This is a genomic window from Paenibacillus sp. PsM32 (assembly GCF_030433815.1).
In the GTDB taxonomy this organism is placed as follows: domain Bacteria; phylum Bacillota; class Bacilli; order Paenibacillales; family Paenibacillaceae; genus Saccharibacillus; species Saccharibacillus kyungheensis.
The window spans coordinates 563,535-589,644 of record NZ_JARUWY010000001.1 but is presented as its reverse complement, the minus strand read 5'-3'; the positions used below and the strand labels follow the sequence as shown (position 1 = coordinate 589,644).

Here is a 26,110-nt window from a genome sequence, read left to right as displayed (position 1 = left end):
CTGATTTGCAAAATAATCCAAAAGTATTTCTTATTACCCTTACCCGAGAATGGCAAAAGTCATTCACATGCGCCTTAACCAATATGTAAATCGTTATCAATAACATGGTTCAACTCAAATAAATACGTTTAAAAATTCAAAGAAATACACCCACAACTCAATCAGTCATCATAGCTTCATTATTTATCCTCATACAAATCCAACACCATTAGCAATAAAAATAAGCAAATAGAACATAAATAGGCATAAAATGGCGTTAAACCTTGTTCTGTAACATTTATTGCATATAACTCGTCGTAATTCCATGGTTTTTAACCGTATACCCTCTTTTAGAATTTTGACAAATCCATAAAAAATGTGCAAAATCTTAATGTCGCTTGTAATCGTTTTGTAACATAACTTTAATGTTCGTCATAGTATAATCATCTGGGGTGAAAAGTTTTAAAGCGACTCATGCTAAAAATTAAATTTAAAATGTGACGTCTTGAAATTAGTGATCTAGAGAAAAAGAATGAATTTGTTATATTGTGGTTTTAAAATTTAAGGAGGTTCACAGTTATTATGGGAAACATTATTGATGCTATATTTATCGTGCTCCAGGTTCTACTGGCAGTTATCGGTGTATATCAGTTTTCATTCTCGCTATTCGGAATTGTTAAAAGGAAAAAAAGAGCGGATCATGCTCCACAGAAATCATTTGCTGTTCTAGTTGCAGCGCACAATGAAGAGACCGTTATTGGAGCATTAATGGAAAATCTAAAAAATATGGATTATCCGGCTGAACTATATGATGTGTTTGTTATCTGTGATAACTGTACAGATGGTACAGCAGATATCGTACGTAGCCATGGAATGAACGCTTGTGTACGTACCAATCCAGCAGAACGTGGTAAAGGATACGCGATCGAATGGATGCTAAGAGAATTGTGGAGTATGCCTCGTCAGTACGATGGTATCGTAATGTTCGATGCTGATAACTTGGCAGATCATAGATTCTTGACAGAAATGAACAACGATATGTGTGAAGGTGCACGTGTTATTCAAGGTTATATTGATACAAAGAATCCAGAAGATTCTTGGATCACTGCTGCTTATGGCGTATCTTACTGGTACATCAACCGTCTATGGCAATTGTCCCGTCATAATTTGAATATGGCGAACTTCCTTGGTGGTACAGGTATGTGTTTTGAAAATGAACTATTGAAAGAAATCGGATGGGGCGCAACAAGCCTTGTAGAAGATTTAGAATTTACAATGCGTTGTGCAGAAAAAGGAATCTATCCGCGCTTTAGCTATGATGCAAAAGTATTTGATGAAAAGCCGTTAACATTCAAAGCTTCTTCTCGCCAACGTTTGCGTTGGATGCAAGGTCACTTTACAGTAGCTCGTCGTTATTTCTTCCCGCTATTATGGAAAAGTGTAAAAGAAATGAGCATTATCAAATTCGACTTGGCATTGTATAGTGTCAACGTATATATCGTTTTAATTACATTCTTAATGACTGCTGCTATGTGGATCGATACATCTATTCTAGGTGGACCACATATCGCTACTATCTATAATTACCTGCCAATGTGGGTAGCTATTACAGCAATTGGTGCCAATGTTGTTACTTTTATTCTTGCAATGGCATTAGAAAAAGTGAAGTCTTGGAAAGTATATCTATACTTGCTATTGTTCCCTATCTACGGTCTATCTTGGTGGCCAATTACGTTTTATGCTTTCTTCACACAAAACAACAAACAATGGAGCCATACGCAACATACGCGTGTTGTACGTTTGGAAGAAGTACAAAGCAAACAAGGTTAATCTCGCTTGAAGCTACACAAAGATATCTCACTCAAGAACCTGTATAACAGTCTATCTGTTATACAGGTTCTTTTTATAAGTAAATATAAATTACAGCTATAGTTAACAAAGCAACAGATGACTAGTAACATAAATTAGAATGATTAAATAAGATTTCAAATGTCTTATAAATCAATGATTATTTTATGTTTATAAAAGGCTTGTATATATTAAAAGTATATGGTATACTATTTTAGTACGTGATTGAGATATACAAAGTAGAAGCTTTGCTTCTCACCTGCCCGATAATAGTCGGCTGGTTCATTGATCTGAATGTAATAACAAGCCTTTGTCTTGTTATGGATATGAGCTGATCAAGGGATGCAGGTGACTAGACCTGCATCCCTTTTTGATTTCTATATTTAATATAGTTGTACGATCATAATATGGAGGTGGAAAGTTATTAGTAAAGAACATATGATCAATGACGAAATCCGGGTTAAAGAAGTACGCCTGGTTGGTGCTGAAGGTGAACAGATCGGAATTACGCCTACTCGTGAAGCATTGCAGATGGCAATCGATTTGAACATGGATCTTGTAAATGTAGCTCCACAAGCGAAACCACCTGTATGTCGCATTATGGACTATGGTAAATTCCGCTACGAGCAACAGAAGAAAGAGAAAGAAGCACGCAAAAACCAAAAGATCGTTGATCTTAAAGAAGTATGGTTCCGTGCTAACATTGAGGAGCATGATTATCAAACTAAACTCCGCAATGTTGTTAAATTTTTAAAAGATGGCGACAAAGTGAAATGCTCGGTCCGCTTCCGCGGTCGCGAAATTACACATGCAAGTATTGGTCAAAAAATATTGGATCGTGTAAAAGTTGAAGTTGAAGAACTTTGTACAATAGAGCGCCAACCAAAATTGGAAGGCCGCAGCATGATCATGATCTTGGCGCCGAAAAATTAAAAGGGGGATATTAAAATGCCGAAAATGAAAACTCATAGTAGTTTAAAAGGACGCTTCAAAATTACAGGAACAGGTAAAGTAAAACGCTATAAAGCGTTCAAAAACCACTTGCTTTCTCACAAATCCAAACGTCAAAAACGCGTTTTGGGAACAAACCCGTTGATGTCTAGCGGTGATGTAAAACGTTTGAAACAACAATTATCTAATCTTAAATAATTTTAATTTACTGGGAGGTTTACTGATATGGCAAGAGTGAAGGGCGGATTCGTCACACGTCGCAGACATAAGAAAATTCTTAAATTAGCAAAAGGTTACTTCGGTTCGAAACACCGTATTTTTAAAACTGCAAAAGAGCAAGTTAACAAATCTTTGGTGTATGCTTACCGTGACCGTCGTCAAACAAAACGTAACTTCCGCAGATTGTGGATCGTTCGTATTAACGCAGCAGCACGCATTAACGGATTGTCTTACAACAAATTGATGCACGGTCTTAAATTGGCTGGCGTTGATATTAACCGTAAAATGCTAGCTGAATTGGCTGTAAATGATGTTAACGCGTTTAACTCATTGGCTAATGTAGCTAAAGAAAAAATTAACGCATAAGATTTATTCTTATGAGTTGCATAAAGAGCCGTCGGATGATCCGGGGGCTCTTTTTATACGCAAATTAGTAGCAAAAAATACATAGTAATAAAACATAACATGAAAATCGCGATTTAACGCATTAAAACGTAAAATGTGTAAAGAGTATGAACGGTAATATTACATGGGTTTAACATAAAATAGTATTTTCTTACATAATAAAGCGCTTACAGAAAATAAAATCGTAAATTAATTGACCAATAGTAATTTAAATAGTAGATTTTCTTACCACTTGATTGTATAATTTGTTCATCGACTGTTAAATCTGCACCTATAACGAATATTGAGCTCGATAAGGGTAAAAATTGTTCGTATCCAGACAGAGAGGCAGCAGATCATAGCTTATACTTCTAAGGGGGAAAAAGATTCATGAAGAAGGCGTACAAACTTTCACTCATTATGTTGCTAGCATTTTCATTGGTATTAGCAGCTTGTGGGAACAAAAGCAACGGTACTGACAACGCAGGGAGTGGCGATGCTACAGGCGGAGCAGCAAAAAGCGATGTTAAAATTGGTATGGTAACTGACGTAGGTGGCGTAAATGATAAATCATTTAACCAATCTGCTTGGGAAGCTCTTGAAAAAGTACAAAAGGAAAGCGGAGCAGAAGTTAAATATCTGCAAAGTAAATCCGATCAGGATTATATTCCTAACTTGAATCAATTTGTAAAAGGTGATTACAGCTTAACTTGGGGTATTGGTTTTAGCTTAGCAGACGGTATTGCTACTGTTGCTAAACAAAATCCAAATGCAAAATTAGCTATCATTGATAGTGTAGTCGATGCTCCTAACGTTAAATCTGTAACTTTCTCTGAAAATGAAGGTTCCTTCTTAGTAGGTGTAGTAGCAGGTAAAATGACAAAATCCAACAAAATCGGATTTGTCGGTGGTGTAGATAGCCCATTGATCAAAAAATTCGAAGTTGGTTTTAAAGCAGGTATCAAAGCAGTAAACCCTGATGCTGAATTGCTTGTTAACTATACAGGTGCATTCGATAAACCTGATCTAGGTAAAGCAGCAGCAGCTACAATGTACAACGATGGCGCGGATATCATTTTCCATGCTGCTGGTGGTACAGGTACAGGCGTATTTAACGAAGCAGCTTCCCGTTCTAACTCTGGTCAAACGGCATGGGTTATCGGTGTAGATAAAGACCAATCACTAGAATTCGGTGATAAAGTGACTTTGACTTCTATGGTTAAACGTGTAGACGTTGCTGTAGAAAAAGTTTCTAAAGAAGTCGTAGATGGTACATTTGCTGGTGGTACAGAAGTATTGGGACTTAAAGAGGATGGCGTAGGCTTAGCAGATACTTCTTCCAAAAACGTTCCTGCTGATGTAATCAAACTCGTTGATGATTACAAAGCTAAAATTGTTAGCGGCGAATTGAAAGTTCCTAGCGAGTAATTACTTGATCATTAATATGCTTTTCAAATAAAAACAACAACAAGGCTGGTTCATAGACACTAGCCTTGTTGTCACGTTTATAACCTGATGGTTCGATGTAAATATCAGTTGTCGTTTCGGAAAATCTCATAATTTTAGCTTTCGGTTATAGACAGTCTTGCTGTCTGTACCAATCAATACGCTTATAAGGGTGATCTCATGGGTGCAGCAACCCCTGTGGTAGAGTTGAAACAAATTACAAAAGTCTTTCCTGGTATTATTGCCAATGATTCTATTAGCTTTAAGCTGCACAAGGGAGAAATTCATGCTCTTTTAGGTGAAAATGGTGCAGGTAAATCAACATTGATGAATATTGTATTTGGTCTTTATCAGCCTGAAGAAGGTAGTATCGAAGTTAATGGAGAACCTGTGATCATTGACAGTCCTAACAGAGCGATCGAGCTCGGGATTGGTATGGTGCATCAGCACTTCAAACTCGTTCAGCCATTTACAGTTACTGAGAATATCATTCTGGGTTCAGAACCGAAAAAAGGAACCCGAATCAATTATAAAAAAGCGACTGAAGAGATTCGTCAGCTTTCAGAGCAATATGGTCTGCAAGTCAATCCAAATGCCAAAATTCATGATATTTCAGTAGGTATGCAGCAACGGGTAGAAATACTGAAAACATTATATCGTGGAGCGGAAATTTTGATTTTTGATGAACCAACAGCAGTATTGACTCCGCAAGAAATTTCGGAATTGATGGAAATTATGAAGCGTCTTGTGGCTGAAGGAAAATCGATTATTTTGATTACACATAAGTTGAAAGAAATTATGCAAATTGCCGACAATGTAACTATTATTCGTCGTGGTAAAGTAGTCGATACCGTCAAAAAGTCAGAAACGACACCACAAGAACTGGCTGAAAAAATGGTCGGTCGTAATGTTACTTTCAAAGTAGACAAAAAGCCAGCTGAACCAGGCGATGTTGTATTGCAAATGGAAAATATCATTTCTAACAACAAAGAAGGCGCAGCTATTTTGCAAGGATTGAATTTAGAAGTTCGAGCAGGCGAAATTTTGGGTATTGCCGGTGTTGATGGTAATGGTCAAAGTGAATTGATTGAAGCACTAACTGGTCTACGTCATGTAGATGGAGGTACTGTCAAATTACTTGGTAAAGACATCACTAATTTGTCCCCACGTAAGATTACAGAATCCGGTGTCTCTCATATTCCAGAAGACCGTCACAAACATGGTCTGGTACTCGATTTTTCAGTAAGTGAAAATATGGTTCTAGAAACGTATTATAAAGCTCCATTCAATAAAGGTGGATTTTTGAACTTTGATGCGATTGATAAGCATGCTACACGCCTTGTCGAACGCTTTGATGTACGTACACCAAGTATTGCTACACATGCCCGTTCACTGTCCGGTGGTAATCAGCAGAAAGCGATTATTGCGCGTGAGATTGATAAAAATCCTACATTAATGATTGCTGCTCAACCTACACGTGGTCTGGATGTTGGTGCGATAGAATTTGTACAACAACAATTGATTGCACAGCGTGATCAAGGTAAAGCGGTATTGTTGATTTCATTTGAACTGGATGAAATTATTAACGTATCTGATCGCATCGCTGTTATTTATGAAGGACAAATTGTAGGCGAAGTGCTACCAGACAAAACCAATGATCAGGAATTAGGCTTGATGATGGCAGGAAGCACCGCGAAGAGAGGTGCAGCACATGAATAATATTCTCAAAGCGATTACCAAAGATTCGTTTGTGTTGCCAATTGTCGCAATTATTATGGGTCTGATTTTAGGTGCGATTGTTATGCTGATCGGCGGATACAATCCGATAGATGCTTATTCTGCATTGCTCACACGTGTATATGGTGATCCTTATGATTTCGGTGAAGCTATTCGTGAAATGACACCTTTGATTATGACAGGTATGGCGTTTGCTTTTGCAGCACGTGCTGGACTATTTAATATCGGTGGCGAAGGACAATTTCTAATTGGAATGACAGCTGCTACAGTGGTTGCTGTGAACCTTCATGGTCTACCAGCTTATATCCATGCACCGCTTGCGATTATTGCAGGAGCTGTCTTTGGAGGATTGTGGGCGGCTATCGCTGGTTTCCTCAAAGCAGTTCGTGGTGTTAATGAAGTTATCTCCTGTATTATGTTGAACTGGATCGGTCTGTATCTAGCTAACTTTGTGATTAATCACTTTATGTTGTTGCAAGGTCAAAACCGTTCTGAAGATATTCAACCAAGTGCATCTATTGCTATCATGTGGTTATCTGAAATGATGGGTAATGCTCGTGTGCACTGGGGGACAGCTATTGCTCTGGCTGCGGCTGTGTTCTTCTATGTATTTATGTGGAAAACAAAACAAGGGTACGAGCTTCGTGCTGTAGGCTTTAACCAGGATGCTTCCAAATATGCAGGGATGAACGTGAATCGCAACATTGTCAAAGCGATGTTTATCAGTGGTATGTTTGCAGGTCTAGCAGGATCTTTTGAAGTACTTGGTGTATTCCAATATCAATCGGTTATGGCAAGTTCACCAGGAACTGGATTTGATGGAATTGCCGTAGCTTTGATTGGTCTAAATAATCCATTCGGTATTATTTTAGGTTCGATTCTATTCGGTACATTAACGTATGGTTCAGCAGGGATGAGCTTTAGTGCTGATGTTCCACCGGAGATTGTACGGATTGTTATCGGAGCGATTATATTCTTTATTGCAGCGCAAGGCATTGTACGTTGGGTCTTAAAACCTTTTTATGCTAAACGTAAGAAAGAGAAGGTGTTGTAATGGACGTGTTGACTATTATTGGACAGCTGATTAATACGACGCTAGTCTTTGCTACAGCACTTATCTTTACATCTTTAGGCGGTATTTTCTCAGAGAAATCTGGGGTTACTAATCTAGGGCTAGAAGGTTTGATGATTTTTGGTGCGTTTGCAGCAGGCGTAGCAGGATTTTATGCTCAAGATGCAGGATTAAGCGGCTTTGGCGCAGCTTGTATCGGTGTATTGGCAGCAATCGTATTTGGAGTATTGGTTTCATTGATTCATGCTGTAGCTTCGATTACGTTCAAAGCGGATCAGGTTATCAGCGGTATTGTAATTAACTTCTTGGCTGCTGGTAGTACATTGTACATGGTTAAATTGTTATTTGATGGTGCAGGTGAAACAGGTTTGATCTCTGGGTTTGATAAAGTAAATATTCCTTATCTATCTACTATTCCATTGATCGGTGATGTCTTTTTCCATGCGTATCCTACAACGTATTTAGCAGTAATAGCTGTTATTGTTACGTATTATGTATTGTACAAAACACCGTTTGGTCTTCGTCTACGTTCTGTTGGGGAACATCCAAGTGCAGCAGATACAGTAGGGATCAAAGTCAATCGGTTACGTTATATCGGAGTTATGCTAAGTGGAGCACTTGCTGGTATCGGTGGAGCAACAATTACACTGACAACTACAGGAACATTTTCGCATAATACGATTTCAGGGCAAGGTTATATTGCGATTGCAGCTATGATTTTTGGTAAATGGAATCCATGGGGAGCATTCGGAGCGGCTGTATTCTTCGGTCTTGCTCAAGCAGTGCGTAACTATGTACAGCTTTTTGCATGGACACAAAGTATTCCGCAAGAAGTGATTTATATGTTGCCATACGTATTAACGATTATTGTATTGGTTGCAGCAGTAGGACGTTCAAGCGCACCTTCTGCACTGGGACAACCTTATGATCCAAGTAAACGTTAAGTCGATATAAAAAGTAATACAGGTAAATGATTGAATAAAGTCGAAGTTTGGATTTTTCTGAACTTCGACTTTTTTTATATCTGCAAGCTATTAAATAAAATCAATTTTGACCTAAAAAGAGATCATTATTTTAAATTTTATAGAGTGGCTCTATGAATAAAAAAATAAAATTAACCAATTACTTATTTAGATACATGAAGCAAGTGAGTCAGCATTTTTTCCAACTTTTAGTGCTTGTTAGACAAAGATTTCTTTTATACTATTTATAGAAGTTGTGCATAAAGAACAAAATACATACTGAATTACTTGGTATAAATTATTATATAGATTACTGATAAAGCTTGGTTTGATTACTTTTTTTAAGTATGTAACAAATGATGTATTAAAATGGGATTGTAAAGAATGACAAAAAAGAAGTATTGACTCTATCGAAAATGAATCATATAATATTCCTAAATCATTTGAGTCGCTGACAAGCGTAAGCGGCAGTAATCATTGAATACTATGTATCGGCAATGAAGAGGACGAAGTTTTAAGGGCTCTTTTGTCCAGAGAGTGAAGCATTTGGTGTAAGCTTCATCAGAATCCCTTATATACGAGCTCACCTCGGAGCTGTTTTCCTGAAAGGCATGTTTAAGTAGATGTGGATCTTATAGATTTATATCTGACTCCAAATATGATTATTAGGGAAAATCGTAAGGTCTACGTTACAGACAACAAGTAAAGTCTTAATCTACTTTACTTTATGAGGCGTACTTATGCTGTGAAGCTGTGCGCAAATATGGGTGGTACCACGGAAGCTTAGCCTTTCGTCCCTCAATAACAGATTTTTCTGTTTGAGGCGGCGAAAGGCTTTTTTGATGTCTTTCTTCCAGTTATAACAGAAAATCTGTACTGTACATCCTAAGCTGGATCAAGGGATATTGTTCATTTGCCAATGTAAGATTGATGTGAATTTTTGGGAGGAGGATGACTTATGAGTACGAATATACCTAATGTACAATCAACAGATGAATTGCGTGAGAAATGGATGAAACCGGAAGTGATTACAGGTTCGGAAATGTTACTTCGTAGCTTACTACTGGAAGGTGTAGATTGTGTCTTTGGCTATCCGGGTGGAGCAGTATTATATATTTATGATGCAATGCATGGATTTGAAGATTTCAAACATTTGCTAACACGTCATGAACAAGGTGCTATTCATGCAGCAGACGGTTATGCTCGTGCTAGTGGTAAAGTTGGCGTATGTATCGCTACTTCCGGACCAGGAGCAACCAATCTGGTAACAGGAATTGCAACAGCTTATATGGATTCAACACCTCTGGTTGTGATCACTGGTAACGTAGCAACAACATTGATCGGAACAGATGCTTTCCAAGAAGCAGATATTACCGGTATCACAATGCCAATCACCAAGCACAGTTATCTAGTACGTGATGTAGAGGACTTGCCAAGAGTGATTCATGAAGCATTCCATATTGCCAATACGGGTCGTAAAGGTCCGGTATTGATCGATATTCCTAAAGACGTATCAGCAGCAAAAGCATTATTCAAACCACATACAGAACCTGTAGCGATGCGTGGTTACAATCCAACAGTCACACCTAACAGATTACAATTAGATAAATTGCACCAGGCAATCGCTGAAGCAGAGCGTCCATTGATTCTTGCAGGTGGTGGAGTTGTATACTCTGGAGGTCATGAAGAACTATTCAAGTTCGTTACTTCTACAGGTATTCCGATTACAACAACTTTGCTAGGGCTTGGTGGTTTCCCGAGTGGTAACGATCTATGGATTGGTATGCCGGGGATGCATGGAACATATACAGCTAATAATGCGATTCAACAATCAGATCTACTTATCAATATCGGAGCACGATTCGATGATCGGGTAACAGGTAAGCTAGATGGCTTCGCACCACATGCCAAAATTGTTCATATCGATATTGATCCTGCTGAAATCGGTAAAAATGTAGCAGTTGATATTCCTATCGTAGGCGATGTGAAAACGGTATTGGAAATGTTAAATGTCAATGTACCTTATGCGACAAAAGCAGATGAATGGCGGGCTAAAGTAGCAGGTTGGAAACAAGAAAAGCCTTTCCGCTATGATGATTCAGATGAAGTATTGAAACCACAATGGGTGGTAGAAATGCTTAATGATACAACCAACGGAGAAGCGATCGTAACAACAGATGTAGGTCAACATCAAATGTGGTCTGCACAATATTATCGCTTTAACCAACCTCGTTCATGGGTGACTTCAGGTGGACTAGGAACGATGGGCTTTGGTTTCCCTTCAGCTATTGGAGCACAGATGGCGAATCCAGAACGTTTGGTTATTTCGATCAATGGTGATGGTGGGATGCAGATGTGTTCGCAAGAATTAGCGATCTGCGCGATCAATAATATTCCAGTCAAAATTGTTATTTTGAATAATCAGGTATTGGGTATGGTTCGTCAGTGGCAAGAATTGATCTATGATAATCGGTACAGTCATATTGATCTTGCAGGCAGCCCTGATTTTGTAAAATTAGCAGAAGCATATGGTGTTAAAGGTCTACGTGCTACTAATAAAGAAGAAGCACAAGCTGCTTGGAAAGAAGCGATGGATACACCAGGCCCGGTCGTTGTCGAGTTTGTTGTTAACAAACATGAGAACGTGTATCCAATGGTTACTCAGGGATCTACCATTGATCAAATGTTAATGGGGGATGAAGAATGAATATTACAAAGCATACAATCGCTGTTTTAGTGAATGATCAGCCCGGCGTTCTTCAAAGAGTCTCAGGACTCTTTGGCCGTCGGGGATTCAATATCGAAAGTATTACAGTAGGTCAATCGGAAGAAGTAGGATTATCGCGCATGGTTATTGTGACTACAGGCGGCGAAAAAACGTTAGAACAGATCGAAAAACAGCTATATAAAATCATTGATGTTATCAAAGTTATCGATCTAAGCTCCAAGCCAATGGTTACACGTGAATTAGCATTGATCAAAGTAAAATCAGAGCCAGCTGAACGTCCAGAAATTATGGGAGTTGTAGAAACGTTCCGCGCAGCAGTTGTAGATATTGGCCCTAACAGTCTTATGGTTCAAGTGGTAGGAGATACTCATAAAATTGATGCTATGCTTGAATTGTTGAAGCCTTATGGTATACGTGAACTTTCCCGCACAGGCGCGACAGCGATGATACGCGGTAACGTATAAAAGATTATTGATCAGGCAAGAGCGGGTAATTTGAAAAGATAACTGTATAACTTCCTAGTGTATATTCAGGTGTAGTTTACAGATGAAATGAGTTTCTTCTATATCATGTTATCTTTTGAAATACCCGCTCTTGTCAGAGGGTTGAGTATTATGACTACCGGTGTATACCGAGAACAAGCTTCATACATTAGAGGAGGAATAAGAAATGGCTATAACAACTTACTATGAAAATGATGCAGAATTGAACGTATTGAAAGGTAAAACAATCGCAATTATCGGTTACGGAAGTCAAGGTCATGCTCATGCACAAAACTTGCGTGATAGCGGATTGTCTGTAGTAATCGGACTTCGTGAAGGTAAATCTTTTGACAAAGCAAAAAATGATGGTTTTGAAGTACTATCTGTAGCAGAAGCAACTAAACGTGCAGACCTTGTACAAATTTTGATGCCTGATGAAACACAAGCAAGTGTATACAAAAGTGATATCGAAGCTAACCTGAAACCTGATGCTGCATTACTATTCGCTCATGGATTCAATGTTCACTTTGGACAAATCATAGCTCCAGAAGGTAACGATGTGTTGCTTATCGCTCCTAAATCTCCAGGACACATGGTACGTCGTACATATGAAGAAGGATTCGGTGTACCAGGCCTAATCGCGATTCATCAAGATGCTACAGGTTCTGCAAAAGAAATCGGTCTAGCTTATGCTAAAGGTATCGGTTGTACACGTGCAGGTGTTATCGAAACATCATTCCGTGAAGAAACAGAAACTGATTTGTTCGGTGAGCAAGCAGTACTATGTGGTGGTGTAAGTGCGCTAGTTAAAGCTGGATTTGAAACATTGACAGAAGCTGGTTATGCTCCAGAAATGGCATACTTCGAGTGTCTACACGAATTGAAATTGATCGTTGACTTGATGTATGAAGGTGGCTTGTCTACAATGCGTGATTCAATCAGTAACACAGCAGAATATGGTGACTATGTAACAGGTCCTCGTATCGTTACTGAAGATACGAAAAAAGCAATGAAAGAAGTATTGTCTGATATCCAACAAGGTAAATTTGCACGTGACTTTATGCTTGAGAACCAATCCGGTCGTGCATTCTTGACAGCGACTCGTCGTAACGAATCCGAGCACCAACTAGAAGTAGTAGGTAAAGAACTTCGCGGTATGATGCACTGGATCAAAAAATAAAAGATTAAACTTATCTATGTTGTCTAAATGAAATAAGCAAAGATAGTTGGATATTAAATTTTCCGCTATCTCTGGACAGTACAAGCATGATGAAGTGAACCCAAGTATCGTTAAGACCGGTATGTAGTAAGGAATAGGAATATATCAGCCTTACTGCATATCGGTATTTTTTTCAAAAAAACAAGGAGGTGCGATGATGCGCAAAATTTATATTTTTGATACCACATTGAGAGATGGAGAACAATCGCCGGGAGTGAACTTGAATACTCGCGAGAAAGTAGAGATTGCTTATCAACTCGAAAAATTGGGTGTCGATCGGATAGAAGCTGGATTCCCGGCAGCATCACCTGGAGATTTGGCAGCGGTTAACGCTGTAGCACGCGCAGTCAAAAATGCAAGTATTATCGGTCTAGCGCGAGCTAGAGAACAAGATATCGATGCGGTACGCGAGGCACTGAAAGGTGCGCAAGATCCGTGCCTACATCTGTTCTTGGCGACTTCACCGATTCACCGTCAACATAAGCTTCGGATGGAAAAAGAACAGGTAAAAGATACAGCACGTTCAGCGATTCGTTATGCACGTCAGTATTTTGACAAAGTTGAATTTTCATTAGAAGATGCAGGGCGTACTGAATACGACTTTATGGTAGAAATGGTTACTATGGCTGTTGAAGAAGGCGCTTATGTGGTAAATATTCCAGATACAGTCGGCTTTTTGACACCTTATGAGTACGGTAACATTTTCAAACACTTAAAAGAAAATGTACCTAATATTGAAAAAGTACAATTGAGCGCTCACTGTCATGATGATCTAGGTATGGCAACAGCGAATGCACTGGCTGCAATTTTGAACGGTGCAGATCAGATTGAAGGTACAATTAATGGTATCGGGGAACGTGCAGGCAATACAGCGTTGGAAGAAGTAGCGATGGCATTGGAAACGCGTCAAGATTTCTTTGGTGCCAAAACCAGTCTGACTCTTTCTGAAATTGCTCGTACTAGCCGTCTGGTCAGCAAATTGACAGGTATGGTCGTCCCGGGTAACAAAGCGATTGTTGGAGCTAATGCATTTGCCCATGAATCCGGTATTCACCAAGATGGTATGTTGAAAGAGAAAACGACTTATGAAATCATGAGTCCAGAAACGATCGGGTTCAAAGCAACCAAACTTGTCATGGGTAAACACTCGGGTCGTCATGCGTTCCGTGAGCATTTGATCGAATTAGGGTATGACCTGACAGAAGAAGCATTGAATGAAGCTTTTGCTAAATTTAAAATTTTGGCTGATAAGAAAAAAGAAATTTCGGATGATGATTTGTTTGCTTTGTTAGAAGAGCGTCTTGCGGATGCACCCGAGTTGTTCCAATTGGATTCGTTATTTGTTTCCTTTGATAGTGAAGGAGCACCTACAGCGAAGATTCGTTTATCGACTGCGGATGGAGAAGTACGTGAAGAAGAATCTAGCGGTAACGGTTCTGTGGACTCTATCTACAATGCAATCGACAAAGCTTCACAAGAAGAAGTAAAACTAGCGGATTACTCGATTAAAGGGGTAACGCAGGGTAAAGATGCACTGGGTGAAGTACATGTTGCTCTAACGCAAGATGGTATTACAGCGCAAGGTCGCGGAGTAAGTACAGATATTCTAGAAGCGAGTGCTCGTGCGTATGTAGACTCACTGAATCGTCTGGTTGAAAAGCGTAAAACGTACGGTAGACGTGACAATATTTCGATGATCTAAAAAGTTTTTCAAAAAAATAATAATGTAGGTTGTAAATACCTCGTGATTTTTTACTTTATATAATGTAAGACCTTTTAACCACACTGTTGTAAATGACAGTGTGGTTATTTATTTTATTTAGTAGAAGTAGAAGTAGAAGTAGAAGTAGAAGTAGAAGTGTAGTCTGTCGTCTAGATCAAAATAATATCAAATTAGAGGAGGAATACAGTATGACCTGTCAAGGTAAAGACTTACCTATCGAAGTAGTAGACACTACCGGAATTGTTCAGTACGATATCGCTTTAGCTACCAAAGGCGGTACCCGGCGCTTAATGGTAAGTGATAATCCAGAAACGTTGAATGAAGCGAATTTTCCTGTACGTCATGGTACATTATGGCATGATGTAGTGCAGACTAATAACAAAACGGTACAACACCGCATTTTTGCATGGCATTATAACGTGCTTAAAGATCCGGTGAAAGTCGGAATTACACTTGAAAATAAAGCTAATCATGGTGCTCTTCGCATTACATCGGTTACTCGTGAATACCGGGTCGGTGGAGATGATGTGAACTGGATTAACGATATTGGTACTTGTATTTCCAGAGCTACATTAGGAGGAACAGCTGATCAACGTACCGCTGAGAATCCATTGATCAAACAGTTACAATCTGGCTTGATCGAGAGCTTTATTGTACCGCCGGGTAAATTGCTTGGATTTATGTATGACTTTACAGTAGAAAGTACAGATAGCGGACAGATCAGTTATGAAGTGCGTACTGTTGCTTCGCGTGATACTGCATATGATCTTACTTTGATCAAATCAGCGCCGTTGCCACCTGCACCACAGGCTCATCCACGTGGTAGTTGGAATTTTTCTGAGACCAATGCAAGCACTCCTGTCTATACGGTAGGATCAGCTCGTGTCATTTATCCAACAGCTGCAAAAATGAAAAAAGATGGCTCATTACCAGCCGATCAATTATTTACAGCAGCCAATAGTGAACTACCAAGTTCTCTAGATAATCGTGCTCAATTTGGAGCCGTCTACAATGTTACTGTTCCGGTTAATAACCCATCTTCACAGACACGTACAATCAAAATTTCACTGAATCCACGTGGTGGTAGTTATGGTGGAGCTGTTCGCAAAGATGGACAGACGTATGGTGTTCCATTAATGGGTACCAACACACAAGCATGTCCTGTCTATACACTTAATGCGCCACCGGGAAATAGTAAATATACGTTTGCTTTGATGATTGCAGGTGCTTCTTCTACACCGTTAGGTATTCTGGTAGAAACTCTTTAATTATATGAGCGTTAAAAAATAGTAAAGTGATACTAGCAAATGACTAGATAGCAATAAACTAGCAATACTACAGCAAATAATTAGCCACAATCTAGCAAGTAGCTAGCAACAATAAAAAAGCTCTTCTTTTGTCTTTGCAGACAAGTAGAAGAGCTTTTTCTAATGGTTATTCATGTATAAAAAATAAAATACTTATAGAAGATAGCGTATCGTTTACCAAGCGTAAGCTTTAGGAGCGGCTCCACCTGGACCTGGGAATATTTCATCTAGACGAGTCATTGTAGCTTCATCTAGCTTCACATCGATAATACGTAAAGAGCTTTCAAATTGTTCTGCTGTACGTGGTCCAATAATTGGAGCAGTAACAGCTGGATTAGCAAGTACCCATGCCAGAGCAACCACATCTTGAGGTTCACCGAGTTCATTACACAATTCAGCATATTGTTCTAGCTGTTCTTTATGTTGATCTACTCGATTGGCATCGCCACCACTGCGTGAACCTTCGATTTTTTTGAGTGCATTACGTCCAAGCAATCCACCATCAAGCGGACTCCACGGAATAACACCCAATCCAAGCGCATGAGCAGCCGGAAGAACTTCCAATTCAGGTTGACGACACAATAAGCTATATTTGTGCTGTTCTGAAATTAAACCTAAGAAATTACGGTTTTCAGCCGCTTTTTGAGCGATAGCGATATGCCATGCAGCAAAGTTACTTGAACCGACATAACCGATTTTACCTTGTTGAACAGCGACTTCAAATGCACCCCATAATTCATCCCAACTTACATTCGTATCGATATGATGCATTTGATACAATTCCACATGATCTGTTTGTAAGCGTTTGAGAGAACCTTCAAGGTGACGACGAATTTTGTAAGCAGATAATCCACCATCGCTATTTGGGCCATCCAAATCTTTATGCATCGTTCCATATACTTTGGTTGCGAGCACTACTTTTTCACGACGGTTACCACCTTGTTTGAACCAACGTCCGATAATCTCTTCAGTTGTTCCAACACCTACTTTAAATCCGTATACATTCGCAGTATCAAAAAAGTTGATGCCTGCATCAAGAGCAGCGTCCATAATTCGGAATGATTCTTTCTCATCTGTAACAGGTCCAAAATTCATGGTGCCCAGACAAATACGGCTGACCTTTAACCCTGACTTACCAAGATATGAATAATCCATAATATGCACTCCTCTGTTTTTAAAATATTGAATGTCGTGTTGAACAGCACTCCGTAACTATTTTAGACCTTGTACCTGTGAACAGCAAATTTCTTTATCCATAATTTGGTACAAACTCCTATGTTGCTATAACATATAAGAATACGGAAGTGGGAACGAGGAAAATCATAGCTTATAAATAACATATTATTTTAAATAAAAAACCATTTCTATCTATACAAAGTACAATTATAATTGCTCAATCTTATCTATGAAAAGAAGCTTATAGGATTTGCCTATGAAGGTCATAGTTTGTATATCTTGGCTAAGACCTGACATGTATGATAAAACTGTGTATAGGTGAAACGAACGAACTTAACATAAAAGGAGACTTCTAATATGACAGACGTAAAAAAAATTGCAGTAATTGCCGGTGACGGTATCGGACCAGAAGTTGTAGCAGAAGCTGAAAAAGTATTGAAAAAAGCAGAAGAATTATACGGTTATTCTTTTGAAACGGAACATGCGCTATTTGGCGGAATTGCTATAGACGAAAAAGGAACCCCGCTTCCTCAAGAAACGTTAGATGTCTGTAAAAGCGCAGATGCTGTATTACTTGGAGCTGTAGGTGGCCCGAAATGGGATAACAACTCTAAAGAATTACGTCCAGAAACAGGTCTACTTGGGATTCGCAAAGCATTAGGGCTATTTTCTAACTTGCGTCCAGCGGTTGTATTTGATTGTTTGAAAGAAGCATCTACACTGAAACCAGAAGTATTAGAAGGTACAGACTTAATGGTAGTACGTGAATTAACAGGCGGTATTTATTTCGGTGAGAAATTAAGAAGACAAGGTGAACATGGAGAAGAAGCGGTAGACACTTGTGTATACAATGTGACTGAGATCGAGCGCATCACTCGTCAAGCTTTTGAAATTGCTCAAAAGCGTCGTAAAAAATTAGCTTCTGTAGATAAAGCGAATGTACTGGAAACGTCTCGTCTATGGCGTGAAACGGTAAATCGGATCGCTCCTGATTATCCAGATGTAGAACTAGAGCATGTATTGGTGGATAACTGTGCGATGCAATTGCTTCGTCGTCCATCTAGCTTTGATGTGATCGTTACTGAAAATATGTTTGGTGATATTTTGAGTGATGAAGCAGCGATGTTAACAGGATCGATCGGAATGTTAGCATCTGCTTCTATGGGAGACAGTACCGATGCAGGAAGCTTCGGATTGTATGAGCCAGTACACGGTTCAGCTCCTGATATTGCAGGACAAGGATTGGCGAATCCAATAGCAACTATTTTGTCGGTAGCGTTAATGTTCCGTCTGACATTCAATTATGCAGACGCAGCCGATGCGATTGAAGCCGCTGTTGCTAAAGTATTAGATGAAGGTCACCGTACAGCTGATATTGCTGTAGATAAGAGTCAGGCATTATCGACTTCACAAATGGGTGATTTGATCGTAGCAGCGATGCAAAAAGCATAATCAATTCATTTTACATTTTGGAGATCGTTTATCGTTTGTATATGTGATCAAAATGTGACATTAGCTCTCTTTGCTAGAGCCAGCAGACATTAAATTGTACTGAAAAATCCTTATTTAGAATTATTATAATAAAGTATCTCTTCTAATCTTGACTTTGATTTGGGTCGATGATAACATTCTTGTCATAGCGTTTAGAGTTATCATACAGATAGGAAAGAAAAGTGTTTATTGACTTTTCTTATATAAAAGGAGGAATACTGGATTATGGCAGATCGTTTGGTAGGTAAACAAGCACCAGATTTTAACATGGAGACCGTTTCTGGTGATGGTAAAGATTTTGGACGCGTTCAATTGTCCGATTACAAAGGTAAATGGTTGGTATTTTTCTTCTATCCACTAGATTTCACTTTTGTATGCCCTACAGAAATTACTGCACTTAGTGATGCAGCTGAAGAATTCAAAGCATTGGATACTGAAATTGTTGGTGTAAGTACTGACTCTATTCACAGTCACAAAGCTTGGATTAACACTGCTCCAGAAAACAATGGTCTAGGTCAATTGAACTTCCCATTGGCTTCCGATATTACGAAAAAAGTTGCTTCTGATTATGGCGTATTGATCGAAGAAGAAGGCGTAGCTCTTCGCGGTCTATTCATCATCGATCCAGAAGGCGAATTGAAATATGAAGTAGTTAACCACAACGATGTAGGTCGTAGCGTAGAAGAAACTCTTCGCGTATTGCAAGCTCTACAATCTGGTGGATTGTGCCCAATGAACTGGAAACCAGGACAAAAAACATTAGTTACTTCTTAATATAAGAAAAAGTAATCTATTTTGCCCCTTCATTCGTATATTCTACGAATGGGGGGGTTTTGTCTTCTCCCAAAAAAGTGTAGAATGGACACAAGCTGGTTAATAATCATTCACAATCAATTATTTTGATGATATTGGGGTAAGGTTGAAAATCATAGAATAATGTATGGAGGGTGAGCAACATGAGCTTTTGCTGTGGCGGCAGTATGATAGGTACGAAAGGGACTTTAAAACATTTTCGAACCCAGGTTCATAATGTTCCCCTACTCGTATGTCCTGTATGTGAACGGGTTGAAGTTCACTACAAAGTAGAAAGTGAGTATGAGATTTTGGCTGAGTATGCGCATGGCGATGGCACACCTGAGATTGATTTTCAGGATTATGTGATGGAAGATGAAGCAACCATGTTCGAGAATTGCGTGAATATGGAAGAAGATGATCCAATGACCATGGTGCAAAGTCAGATTGATATGGGTCTAGACCTGCTCGCTGTAGCCAAAAAAATCAATGATGAGAAATGGGAACGTGATCTGAAAAGACGCCTTGCTGTTATGAGTCTACGTCGCTCTCGTCTTCAACACAAGTAAGCTTATACATTACGAACAATTGAATATATAAAAAAGGAGAAGCTCTATATTATGCTTCTCCTTTTTTGCATTTCATCCAAATCACTGTATGATAAAACTAGATAGGTACAGAAAGGAAGATCTAAATAATGGATACATATACCGTTAAGACACTAGCTGATCGCCTTCAGCAACAAGTAGGACAAGTTATCGTAGGTAAAGATCATGAGATTCAATTACTACTAACGGCTTTATTTGCTTCTGGACATGTATTGATGGAAGATGTACCCGGTACGGGTAAAACGATGCTTGCCAAAACGTTAGCAGCAGCGATGAGTTGTCATTTTCAGCGCATCCAATTCACACCGGATTTATTACCTTCTGACCTTACAGGAATCCATTTTTTCAATCAAAAAGAAAGCGAATTCACATTTCGAGCAGGGCCTTTATTTGCTAATATCGTACTTGCAGATGAGATCAATCGTGCAACACCACGTACTCAATCCAGTCTGCTGGAATGTATGGAAGAACAGCAGATTAGTGTAGATGGAGAGACGATGAAATTAGATAATCCATTTATGGTGATCGCTACGCAAAATCCTGTAGATAATCAGGGAACTTTTCCATTACCGGAAGCTCAGATGGATCGATTTATGTTAAAAATGTCGATGGGTTATCCTTCCGCAGAAGAAGGAATTGAGATTCTGCGTAGAACATCGTTACCTTCACAAGCAAGTAAAGAAACAACTACAGATTCTAATTCAAGTTCTGCGTTTGAACAAGTAACTCGTGAACAAATTATTGAAGCAAGACAGCTATGCCAGGTAGTTACCATTCATGAGGATCTATTAGGCTATATTGTTCGTCTTGCAGAAGCTACACGCGAACATGAAGAGATTGCTCTAGGTGCAAGCCCGCGAGCCACACAAGCCTTACTACGAGCTGCTCAAGCGTATGCAGCTATTCAAGGGAGAGATTATGTATTACCCGATGATATTCAGACGATGGCATCTCCGGTGCTAGCCCATCGGTTGGTATTTAAAAATCGACATCACAATGATAAACATAAAGCTCATCTATTGATCCAATCTATCCTCGATACTGAACAGGTTCCTACTGAAGCCAATCTGGAAAGTAGAGTGAAGTAAATGGAGTTTTTCTGGCTACTTCTGATTGCTGGAGTCGTTGTTTTACTTCAAGCTCTAGTGTTAGGCAGACGATCTCTTCGACAGATCGATTATGAGCGCAAATTGTCCCGAACTTACTGTCATGTTGGCGAAGATATTGAAATGATCGAGATTATTCAAAATAAGCGCCGTATTCCTGTACCCTGGCTACGATTAGAGTCTATTTTACCAGCAGGCTTTCAATTCGGTCATCAAGCAGAGACAGCGATCAGCGAAGGCACACTGTATCAGAATCACACCAGTCTATTTAGTTTGTCTGCGCTTACACGTATTACACGCAGGCACCAGATTACTTGTCGACAACGTGGTGTTTTCCATATGGATAGCGCTTTGATGAGTGCAGGGGATGTATTTGGATTGGCACGTGCGAATCGTCCGCTTCGGATTGAATCTACAATGACTGTCTATCCTGCGTATACAGCGATAGATGAGATGCCAGAAGCGTATCGAAGCTGGCAAGGTGAAGTAGAAGTTAGACGCTGGACGAATGAAGATCCTTTTTTGATTACAGGAGTGCGAGAATATGGCTCGGGTGATCCAATGAATCAGATTCACTGGAAAGCGACAGCACGTACAGGTCAATTACAAGTGTATCGTCAGGGATATAGCGCTGATCCAGACGTAATGATTCTTCTGAATATTGAAATTAGTGAACAGATGTGGAGAGTGGTCACCGAGCCGATAGTAGCAGAGTGTGGTCTTAGTTATTGTGCAACAATCGCAGCAGATCTAATCGGTAAAGGGATGAAAGCAGGTTTTGGACATAATGCGATTATTGCAACAGAAAATGAACAAGATGCGCGCATTTTACCTGCTTATGGAAGTGAACAATTATCAGCATTACTACAATGTATGGCAGAAGTACAATTAAAAAGTAGATTGCCTTTTCATGAATTTTTACAATCTTTTGTTCCGCAACATGGACAGAGTAATAACATGGATATTTTGATCGTTACTCCACATGTATCGGAACCGATCAAGCAAGCTATCATGACATTAGAACAGTCTGGCTCTACTGTGAGCATTTTGCATGTGCCTGGTATAGAGCAGTTGAAGAAATCTAACCACTATCACACTATGCAAGATCACCAACCTCGTAAGAAGGTGAGCGTATGACAACCAAAAGTCGTTCAACGATAACAAGCTATTCAATCTCTAGTCACTGGCAACCGCTTGCCTATATGCTGGCAGAGGTCGCTGCCTGTTATCCGATTATAGTTCTGTTAGATGCGTATCTATTTCATACAAATCAGCCTGTACTATGGGCATTGTGGCTATTATGTGCAGGTGGTCTGGGAATTACATTACGCATCGCCAGTAGACCTTCTTCTGGAAAATGGAAAATCATCAGTTGGTCTATAGTATGGATAGTTGTAGGATCTATTATACTTTGGACAATGGTACAACAGGTGGGCTTATCATCGATCTGGATAGCCAGTATATGTATGTTAATTGTTGGATTATTTCGCGGTAATATGCTAGTAATGGGTGATTGGGATCAACTGTTTCCGTTAACATTGCAATTGGTTTTGCTGATTGTAGCATGGATTTTCTATGTGATTACAGGTTCAGAAGGTGATCTGTCATCTACTCATTTTTCGATTTATGTAGCAGGTATGATTCATTTATTTGCGATTCTTATGCGGTGTGGTTCCCGTCAGATAAGCTATTCTGTCTGGGAAGATGGATTTCCTCTAGCTGCTCTTCAATTGGTTATTCGTCGGAGTCGGCGTTGGACATGGATTCTGATTGGATTGATTGCGATTATTGGTGGTAGTACACAATTGTCGATGATATTGAGCTGGTTATGGCAGAAGATACTGTCTCTTTTCCAAAATAATGAACCTACCATGCCTAATCAAATGATTGAACCGATGACACCGCCCCCATTGCTACCACCAATGGATTTACCAGAGCAAAGCCCTTCTATTTTGAATCCGGAGTGGATTGAGCGAATCGCTCAGATCATTATGATTGCTGCTCTAGCTGCTTTTGTAATAGGTGTAGGGCTGTTTCTATACCGTCTACTTCGCAAATATGGTCCACCACTCTGGCGCTGGTTATTACGTATTCTAGGGATCGAAAGTGATATTGTAGTACCTGTACAAGAGCCATCTTCGGGATATATTGATCAAACCGAAAAGATTCGTCCCACATCTGTATCTATAGGAATGAATTTTAAAAAGAAAGTGCCGGATGATCCTGCTGAACGTGTGCGTTATCATTATGAACGATTAATTCGGCGAGGAATAAAGCGTGGTCTGGATCAGCATAAGGGCGATACACCGAATATACTTGGACGCAAAATGATTGATTTAAATCAAAAAGAATCGTCAACCTATTCGGAACAACGTATCTCGATATTGATACACTGGTACAATCAGATTCGGTATGGTGCCAAGTCTGTGGATGCTGAAGAACTGAAAGGTTGGGAGAAAAAAGATTGAATATTTCATGAATTTATTCATGTGAAGCTTTAAAGCGTGTTAGAAAATTCTTTACTTTTAAAGGATGCTTACAGTATCATGGAGAGAATGAAACGGCTGAAAGGAGATTAACAATGAAACTTAATCCAAGCAAAATTGTAGACTGTACGATTCGTGATGGAGGTCTGGTGAATAACTGGGATTTCAGCGTAGAATTTGTACAAGATTTGTATAAAAGTTTGAACGAAGCAGGTATAGAATACATGGAGATCGGTTACAAAAACTCTCCAAAATTACTTAAAGGTGCAGAAGCAGCAGGTCCTTGGCGCTTTCTAGATGACGATTTCTTGCGTACAGTTATTCCTCAAAAAGGAACAACTAAGTTGTCTGCGCTTGTAGATATCGGTCGTGTTGCGGAAGAAGATATTTTGCCACGTGAAGAAAGTATGTTAGACCTGATTCGTGTAGCTTGTTATATCAAAGATGTAGACAAAGCGCTTCAATTGGTACAAACGTTCCATGATCGTGGATATGAGACAACGATCAATATTATGGCATTGTCTAACGTAATGGAAAATGAACTACTAGAAGCTTTTGAATTGATCAACGATAGTGTTGTTGATGTTGTCTATATCGTAGATAGCTATGGTAGTCTAGATTATAAAGACATGATTTACTTGGTTGATAAATTCAAAACTAACTTGCCTAACAAACGTCTGGGTGTACATACCCATAACAATATGCAAATGGCATTCTCGAATACGCTTGTAGCAGCAGAGCATGGTGTCGAATTATTAGATGCTTCTGTATACGGTATGGGTCGCGCGGCAGGTAACTGTCCGACTGAATTGCTAGTGACTCATTTAAAAAATACCAAGTACACATTGCGTCCAGTCTTAGAGATGATCGACAAGCATATGATTGCTTTGCGTGAAAAAGAAGAGTGGGGTTATATCATTCCTTATATGATCACAGGATCATTGGATGAGCATCCACGTTCTGCGATGGCACTTCGTGCTTCAGACGACAAAGATAATTCGGTTGAGTTCTACGATAAGTTGACGACTCCAGAAGTGAGCTTCGATTCTTCTAAAGGAAATAAGTAGAATTAGCTAAAAAAGCATACTAAATAAACCAAAAGAGCAACTTCCAGTCATTAAGGAAGGTTGCTCTTTTAGTTTATCGTGTTCTAAGTAAAGATCATTTTAAGATTGAGAATACTCTTCCACATACGAACGTGTACCTGTCTGTTCATGATAGTAGACTCGATATGTTTTGCCATCCGCAGGATCGACAAAGACCTCAGGGGTAGGATAGGAATGCTTGAGAATATCATTTTGTTGTTGAGAAGATCGTTGTTTTCCTTTGTATCGCTTATCAAAAAAGTACCAGCTTATTAAAAGTAAAGCTAGAAAACCAGCGATTTGTAATACGAAATAGATAGCACCCATATTAAAAAAACTCATGTGATCGGTTCAATGGTAACGACTGTACCATAAGCAACAATTTCGCTCATGCTATTACCGATATCTCCGCTATCAAATCGCATCATTACTACTGCATTACCACCCATTGTATGTGCACTTTCAACCATTCGATCTAAAGCCTGACGGCGACCATCTTCGATCATTTGAGTATACTGCTTGACTTCACCACCGACTAATCCTTTAAAAGAAGCCATAATATCGCCACCTATTCCGCGTGCACGTACAACGACACCAAAAGTTGAGCCTAGCACATTAGTTACTCGATAACCTGGAATATGTTCAGTCGTTACGATAATCATTTGTATCACTCCTGTCTGATTGATAAAGCGTATATTATACTTTTTATATACGTAAAGCTATTCAAAATGATACATAAATAAAAGAAGTTGCAAGATAAAAATGAATATGATATATTATATCTTGTCGTTAAGAAAGCCTAATGACTTTCCAAACGTGACCTCGGGATGTAGCTCAGCTTGGTAGAGCACCTGGTTTGGGACCAGGGGGTCGCATGTTCAAATCGTGTCATCCCGACCATCCATTTATGCGGGTGTAGTTCAATGGTAGAACTTCAGCCTTCCAAGCTGATAGCGTGGGTTCGATTCCCATCACCCGCTTACTGAAATACCAAGAGAAAGTCTTTGCGAAAGCAAAGGCTTTTTTTGTTGTATTTATCTTTTTGTAATGCCTGTATACGAATATAAATGAGTATGATTAGCACAATAAGATTTGGTTTTTTGTGAAAGCTCTGTTATACTGTCGTTGTCAGCGGTAATTATATACGTTATGCTTTTCAAGCTGACCATTCTGAAGAAATGAGAGGGTCCTATTGTCCAATGAAGTAAACATACGAATTTCCCTACGAACTGCACATGATGAAGCAGGCAGACAGCTCAAGCGGCTGATGCAAACGGGAGACGTATGTCCATGGATAGCAATAGGAAAC

Annotated in this window: 23 protein-coding genes and 2 tRNA genes; 22 read left to right on the top strand and 3 right to left on the bottom strand. The window is 39.3% G+C overall.

Annotated features, from left to right (window positions below; translation table 11 throughout):
- Window positions 1–570: 570 nt before the first annotated feature.
- The 13 genes from QCD85_RS02735 to QCD85_RS02675 all read left to right on the top strand — a co-directional run bounded on the left by QCD85_RS02735 (window position 571) and on the right by QCD85_RS02675 (window position 16,018).
- Complete coding sequence (locus QCD85_RS02735; protein ID WP_273616261.1) at window positions 571–1,809, top strand: glycosyltransferase family 2 protein; 1,239 nt, start codon at window positions 571–573, stop codon at window positions 1,807–1,809.
- Between the two features lie 456 nt (window positions 1,810–2,265).
- On the top strand, window positions 2,266–2,760 hold the full coding sequence (gene infC, locus QCD85_RS02730; RefSeq protein ID WP_204825674.1) for a translation initiation factor IF-3: 495 nt from the start codon (window positions 2,266–2,268) through the stop codon (window positions 2,758–2,760).
- Between the two features lie 15 nt (window positions 2,761–2,775).
- A complete protein-coding gene (gene rpmI, locus QCD85_RS02725; protein WP_273615412.1) occupies window positions 2,776–2,976 on the top strand; it encodes a 50S ribosomal protein L35 in 201 nt (66 codons plus the stop codon).
- A 27-nt stretch (window positions 2,977–3,003) separates the two neighbouring features.
- Window positions 3,004–3,363, top strand: a complete 360-nt coding sequence (gene rplT, locus QCD85_RS02720) for a 50S ribosomal protein L20 (RefSeq protein ID WP_204825101.1) — start codon at window positions 3,004–3,006, stop codon at window positions 3,361–3,363.
- A 408-nt stretch (window positions 3,364–3,771) separates the two neighbouring features.
- Window positions 3,772–4,809, top strand: coding sequence for a BMP family lipoprotein (locus QCD85_RS02715; protein ID WP_273615413.1), 1,038 nt, complete (start codon window positions 3,772–3,774; stop codon window positions 4,807–4,809).
- 198 nt (window positions 4,810–5,007) lie between these two features.
- Complete coding sequence (locus QCD85_RS02710; RefSeq protein WP_274170557.1) at window positions 5,008–6,546, top strand: ABC transporter ATP-binding protein; 1,539 nt, start codon at window positions 5,008–5,010, stop codon at window positions 6,544–6,546.
- Entirely contained in the window at window positions 6,539–7,618 is a 1,080-nt protein-coding gene (locus QCD85_RS02705; RefSeq protein ID WP_204825098.1) for an ABC transporter permease, read from the top strand. The genes QCD85_RS02710 and QCD85_RS02705 overlap by 8 nt, the downstream gene beginning before the upstream one ends.
- Window positions 7,618–8,580, top strand: coding sequence for an ABC transporter permease (locus QCD85_RS02700; protein ID WP_273615415.1), 963 nt, complete (start codon window positions 7,618–7,620; stop codon window positions 8,578–8,580). The genes QCD85_RS02705 and QCD85_RS02700 overlap by 1 nt, the downstream gene beginning before the upstream one ends.
- Window positions 8,581–9,556: 976 nt before the next feature.
- Complete coding sequence (gene ilvB / locus QCD85_RS02695; RefSeq protein WP_273615416.1) at window positions 9,557–11,305, top strand: biosynthetic-type acetolactate synthase large subunit; 1,749 nt, start codon at window positions 9,557–9,559, stop codon at window positions 11,303–11,305.
- Entirely contained in the window at window positions 11,302–11,790 is a 489-nt protein-coding gene (gene ilvN / locus QCD85_RS02690) for an acetolactate synthase small subunit (RefSeq protein ID WP_273615417.1), read from the top strand. The genes ilvB and ilvN overlap by 4 nt, the downstream gene beginning before the upstream one ends.
- A 205-nt stretch (window positions 11,791–11,995) precedes the next feature.
- Window positions 11,996–12,988: a ketol-acid reductoisomerase gene (gene ilvC, locus QCD85_RS02685; RefSeq protein WP_069327257.1), complete on the top strand. Its 993-nt coding sequence runs from the start codon at window positions 11,996–11,998 to the stop codon at window positions 12,986–12,988.
- 196 nt (window positions 12,989–13,184) lie between these two features.
- Window positions 13,185–14,729 (top strand): 2-isopropylmalate synthase, encoded by a 1,545-nt coding sequence (locus QCD85_RS02680; RefSeq protein WP_273615418.1) that lies wholly within the window; start codon window positions 13,185–13,187, stop codon window positions 14,727–14,729.
- A gap of 209 nt (window positions 14,730–14,938) precedes the next feature.
- Window positions 14,939–16,018: a hypothetical protein gene (locus tag QCD85_RS02675; RefSeq protein WP_301261557.1), complete on the top strand. Its 1,080-nt coding sequence runs from the start codon at window positions 14,939–14,941 to the stop codon at window positions 16,016–16,018.
- A gap of 213 nt (window positions 16,019–16,231) precedes the next feature.
- Here the strand turns inward: QCD85_RS02675 and QCD85_RS02670 are convergent, their stop codons facing one another.
- Complete coding sequence (locus QCD85_RS02670) at window positions 16,232–17,212, bottom strand: aldo/keto reductase (RefSeq protein WP_204825093.1); 981 nt, start codon at window positions 17,210–17,212, stop codon at window positions 16,232–16,234.
- Between the two features lie 378 nt (window positions 17,213–17,590).
- Between QCD85_RS02670 and leuB the strand changes: the two genes are divergently transcribed.
- The 7 genes from leuB (at window position 17,591) to QCD85_RS02635 (ending at window position 24,783) form a co-directional block, all read left to right on the top strand.
- Window positions 17,591–18,685, top strand: coding sequence for a 3-isopropylmalate dehydrogenase (gene leuB / locus QCD85_RS02665; protein ID WP_273615420.1), 1,095 nt, complete (start codon window positions 17,591–17,593; stop codon window positions 18,683–18,685).
- Between the two features lie 264 nt (window positions 18,686–18,949).
- On the top strand, window positions 18,950–19,498 hold the full coding sequence (locus QCD85_RS02660; protein ID WP_273615421.1) for a peroxiredoxin: 549 nt from the start codon (window positions 18,950–18,952) through the stop codon (window positions 19,496–19,498).
- Window positions 19,499–19,680: 182 nt separating this feature from the next.
- Complete coding sequence (locus tag QCD85_RS02655) at window positions 19,681–20,085, top strand: hypothetical protein (RefSeq protein WP_137222228.1); 405 nt, start codon at window positions 19,681–19,683, stop codon at window positions 20,083–20,085.
- Between the two features lie 128 nt (window positions 20,086–20,213).
- A complete protein-coding gene (locus QCD85_RS02650) occupies window positions 20,214–21,212 on the top strand; it encodes an AAA family ATPase (RefSeq protein ID WP_301261556.1) in 999 nt (332 codons plus the stop codon).
- Window positions 21,213–22,367 carry a DUF58 domain-containing protein gene (locus QCD85_RS02645; protein ID WP_301261555.1) on the top strand — a complete coding sequence of 385 codons (1,155 nt, stop codon included), beginning with the start codon at window positions 21,213–21,215 and terminating at the stop codon, window positions 22,365–22,367.
- A complete protein-coding gene (locus tag QCD85_RS02640; RefSeq protein ID WP_301261554.1) occupies window positions 22,364–23,698 on the top strand; it encodes a hypothetical protein in 1,335 nt (444 codons plus the stop codon). Before QCD85_RS02645 ends, QCD85_RS02640 begins: the two co-directional genes overlap by 4 nt.
- Before the next feature lie 113 nt (window positions 23,699–23,811).
- Window positions 23,812–24,783, top strand: a complete 972-nt coding sequence (locus QCD85_RS02635) for an aldolase catalytic domain-containing protein (RefSeq protein WP_273615425.1) — start codon at window positions 23,812–23,814, stop codon at window positions 24,781–24,783.
- Window positions 24,784–24,882: 99 nt separating this feature from the next.
- Here QCD85_RS02635 and QCD85_RS02630 read toward each other — a convergent pair whose 3' ends face one another.
- Both QCD85_RS02630 and QCD85_RS02625 read right to left on the bottom strand, forming a co-directional pair.
- The gene (locus QCD85_RS02630; RefSeq protein ID WP_274170552.1) at window positions 24,883–25,128 is read right to left on the bottom strand and encodes a hypothetical protein; all 246 of its coding nucleotides are present in this window, start codon (window positions 25,126–25,128) and stop codon (window positions 24,883–24,885) included.
- Window positions 25,129–25,139: 11 nt separating this feature from the next.
- On the bottom strand, window positions 25,140–25,463 hold the full coding sequence (locus QCD85_RS02625; protein ID WP_301261553.1) for a YbjQ family protein: 324 nt from the start codon (window positions 25,461–25,463) through the stop codon (window positions 25,140–25,142).
- Between the two features lie 161 nt (window positions 25,464–25,624).
- On the opposite strand from QCD85_RS02625, the gene QCD85_RS02620 reads away from it, so the two are divergent.
- A tRNA-Pro gene (locus QCD85_RS02620) sits at window positions 25,625–25,701 on the top strand.
- A 9-nt stretch (window positions 25,702–25,710) separates the two neighbouring features.
- Window positions 25,711–25,781 (top strand) — tRNA-Gly (locus QCD85_RS02615).
- The last annotated feature ends 329 nt before the right edge of the window (window positions 25,782–26,110 follow it).

What these genes read in the sequence shown, in the direction of transcription:
- QCD85_RS02635 (WP_273615425.1), top strand. Translation starts at nt 23,812, where the DNA reads ATGAAACTTAATCCAAGCAAAATTGTAGACTGTACGATTCGTGATGGA.
- QCD85_RS02650 (WP_301261556.1), top strand. Translation starts at nt 20,214, where the DNA reads ATGGATACATATACCGTTAAGACACTAGCTGATCGCCTTCAGCAACAA.
- leuB (WP_273615420.1), top strand. Translation starts at nt 17,591, where the DNA reads ATGACAGACGTAAAAAAAATTGCAGTAATTGCCGGTGACGGTATCGGA.
- infC (WP_204825674.1), top strand. Translation starts at nt 2,266, where the DNA reads ATGATCAATGACGAAATCCGGGTTAAAGAAGTACGCCTGGTTGGTGCT.
- QCD85_RS02625 (WP_301261553.1), bottom strand. Translation starts at nt 25,463, where the DNA reads ATGATTATCGTAACGACTGAACATATTCCAGGTTATCGAGTAACTAAT.
- QCD85_RS02660 (WP_273615421.1), top strand. Translation starts at nt 18,950, where the DNA reads ATGGCAGATCGTTTGGTAGGTAAACAAGCACCAGATTTTAACATGGAG.
- ilvB (WP_273615416.1), top strand. Translation starts at nt 9,557, where the DNA reads ATGAGTACGAATATACCTAATGTACAATCAACAGATGAATTGCGTGAG.
- QCD85_RS02705 (WP_204825098.1), top strand. Translation starts at nt 6,539, where the DNA reads ATGAATAATATTCTCAAAGCGATTACCAAAGATTCGTTTGTGTTGCCA.
- QCD85_RS02670 (WP_204825093.1), bottom strand. Translation starts at nt 17,212, where the DNA reads ATGGATTATTCATATCTTGGTAAGTCAGGGTTAAAGGTCAGCCGTATT.
- QCD85_RS02675 (WP_301261557.1), top strand. Translation starts at nt 14,939, where the DNA reads ATGACCTGTCAAGGTAAAGACTTACCTATCGAAGTAGTAGACACTACC.
- QCD85_RS02630 (WP_274170552.1), bottom strand. Translation starts at nt 25,128, where the DNA reads ATGGGTGCTATCTATTTCGTATTACAAATCGCTGGTTTTCTAGCTTTA.
- ilvN (WP_273615417.1), top strand. Translation starts at nt 11,302, where the DNA reads ATGAATATTACAAAGCATACAATCGCTGTTTTAGTGAATGATCAGCCC.
- QCD85_RS02700 (WP_273615415.1), top strand. Translation starts at nt 7,618, where the DNA reads ATGGACGTGTTGACTATTATTGGACAGCTGATTAATACGACGCTAGTC.
- QCD85_RS02655 (WP_137222228.1), top strand. Translation starts at nt 19,681, where the DNA reads ATGAGCTTTTGCTGTGGCGGCAGTATGATAGGTACGAAAGGGACTTTA.
- QCD85_RS02715 (WP_273615413.1), top strand. Translation starts at nt 3,772, where the DNA reads ATGAAGAAGGCGTACAAACTTTCACTCATTATGTTGCTAGCATTTTCA.
- QCD85_RS02640 (WP_301261554.1), top strand. Translation starts at nt 22,364, where the DNA reads ATGACAACCAAAAGTCGTTCAACGATAACAAGCTATTCAATCTCTAGT.
- QCD85_RS02680 (WP_273615418.1), top strand. Translation starts at nt 13,185, where the DNA reads ATGCGCAAAATTTATATTTTTGATACCACATTGAGAGATGGAGAACAA.
- ilvC (WP_069327257.1), top strand. Translation starts at nt 11,996, where the DNA reads ATGGCTATAACAACTTACTATGAAAATGATGCAGAATTGAACGTATTG.
- QCD85_RS02645 (WP_301261555.1), top strand. Translation starts at nt 21,213, where the DNA reads ATGGAGTTTTTCTGGCTACTTCTGATTGCTGGAGTCGTTGTTTTACTT.
- rplT (WP_204825101.1), top strand. Translation starts at nt 3,004, where the DNA reads ATGGCAAGAGTGAAGGGCGGATTCGTCACACGTCGCAGACATAAGAAA.
- QCD85_RS02710 (WP_274170557.1), top strand. Translation starts at nt 5,008, where the DNA reads ATGGGTGCAGCAACCCCTGTGGTAGAGTTGAAACAAATTACAAAAGTC.
- rpmI (WP_273615412.1), top strand. Translation starts at nt 2,776, where the DNA reads ATGCCGAAAATGAAAACTCATAGTAGTTTAAAAGGACGCTTCAAAATT.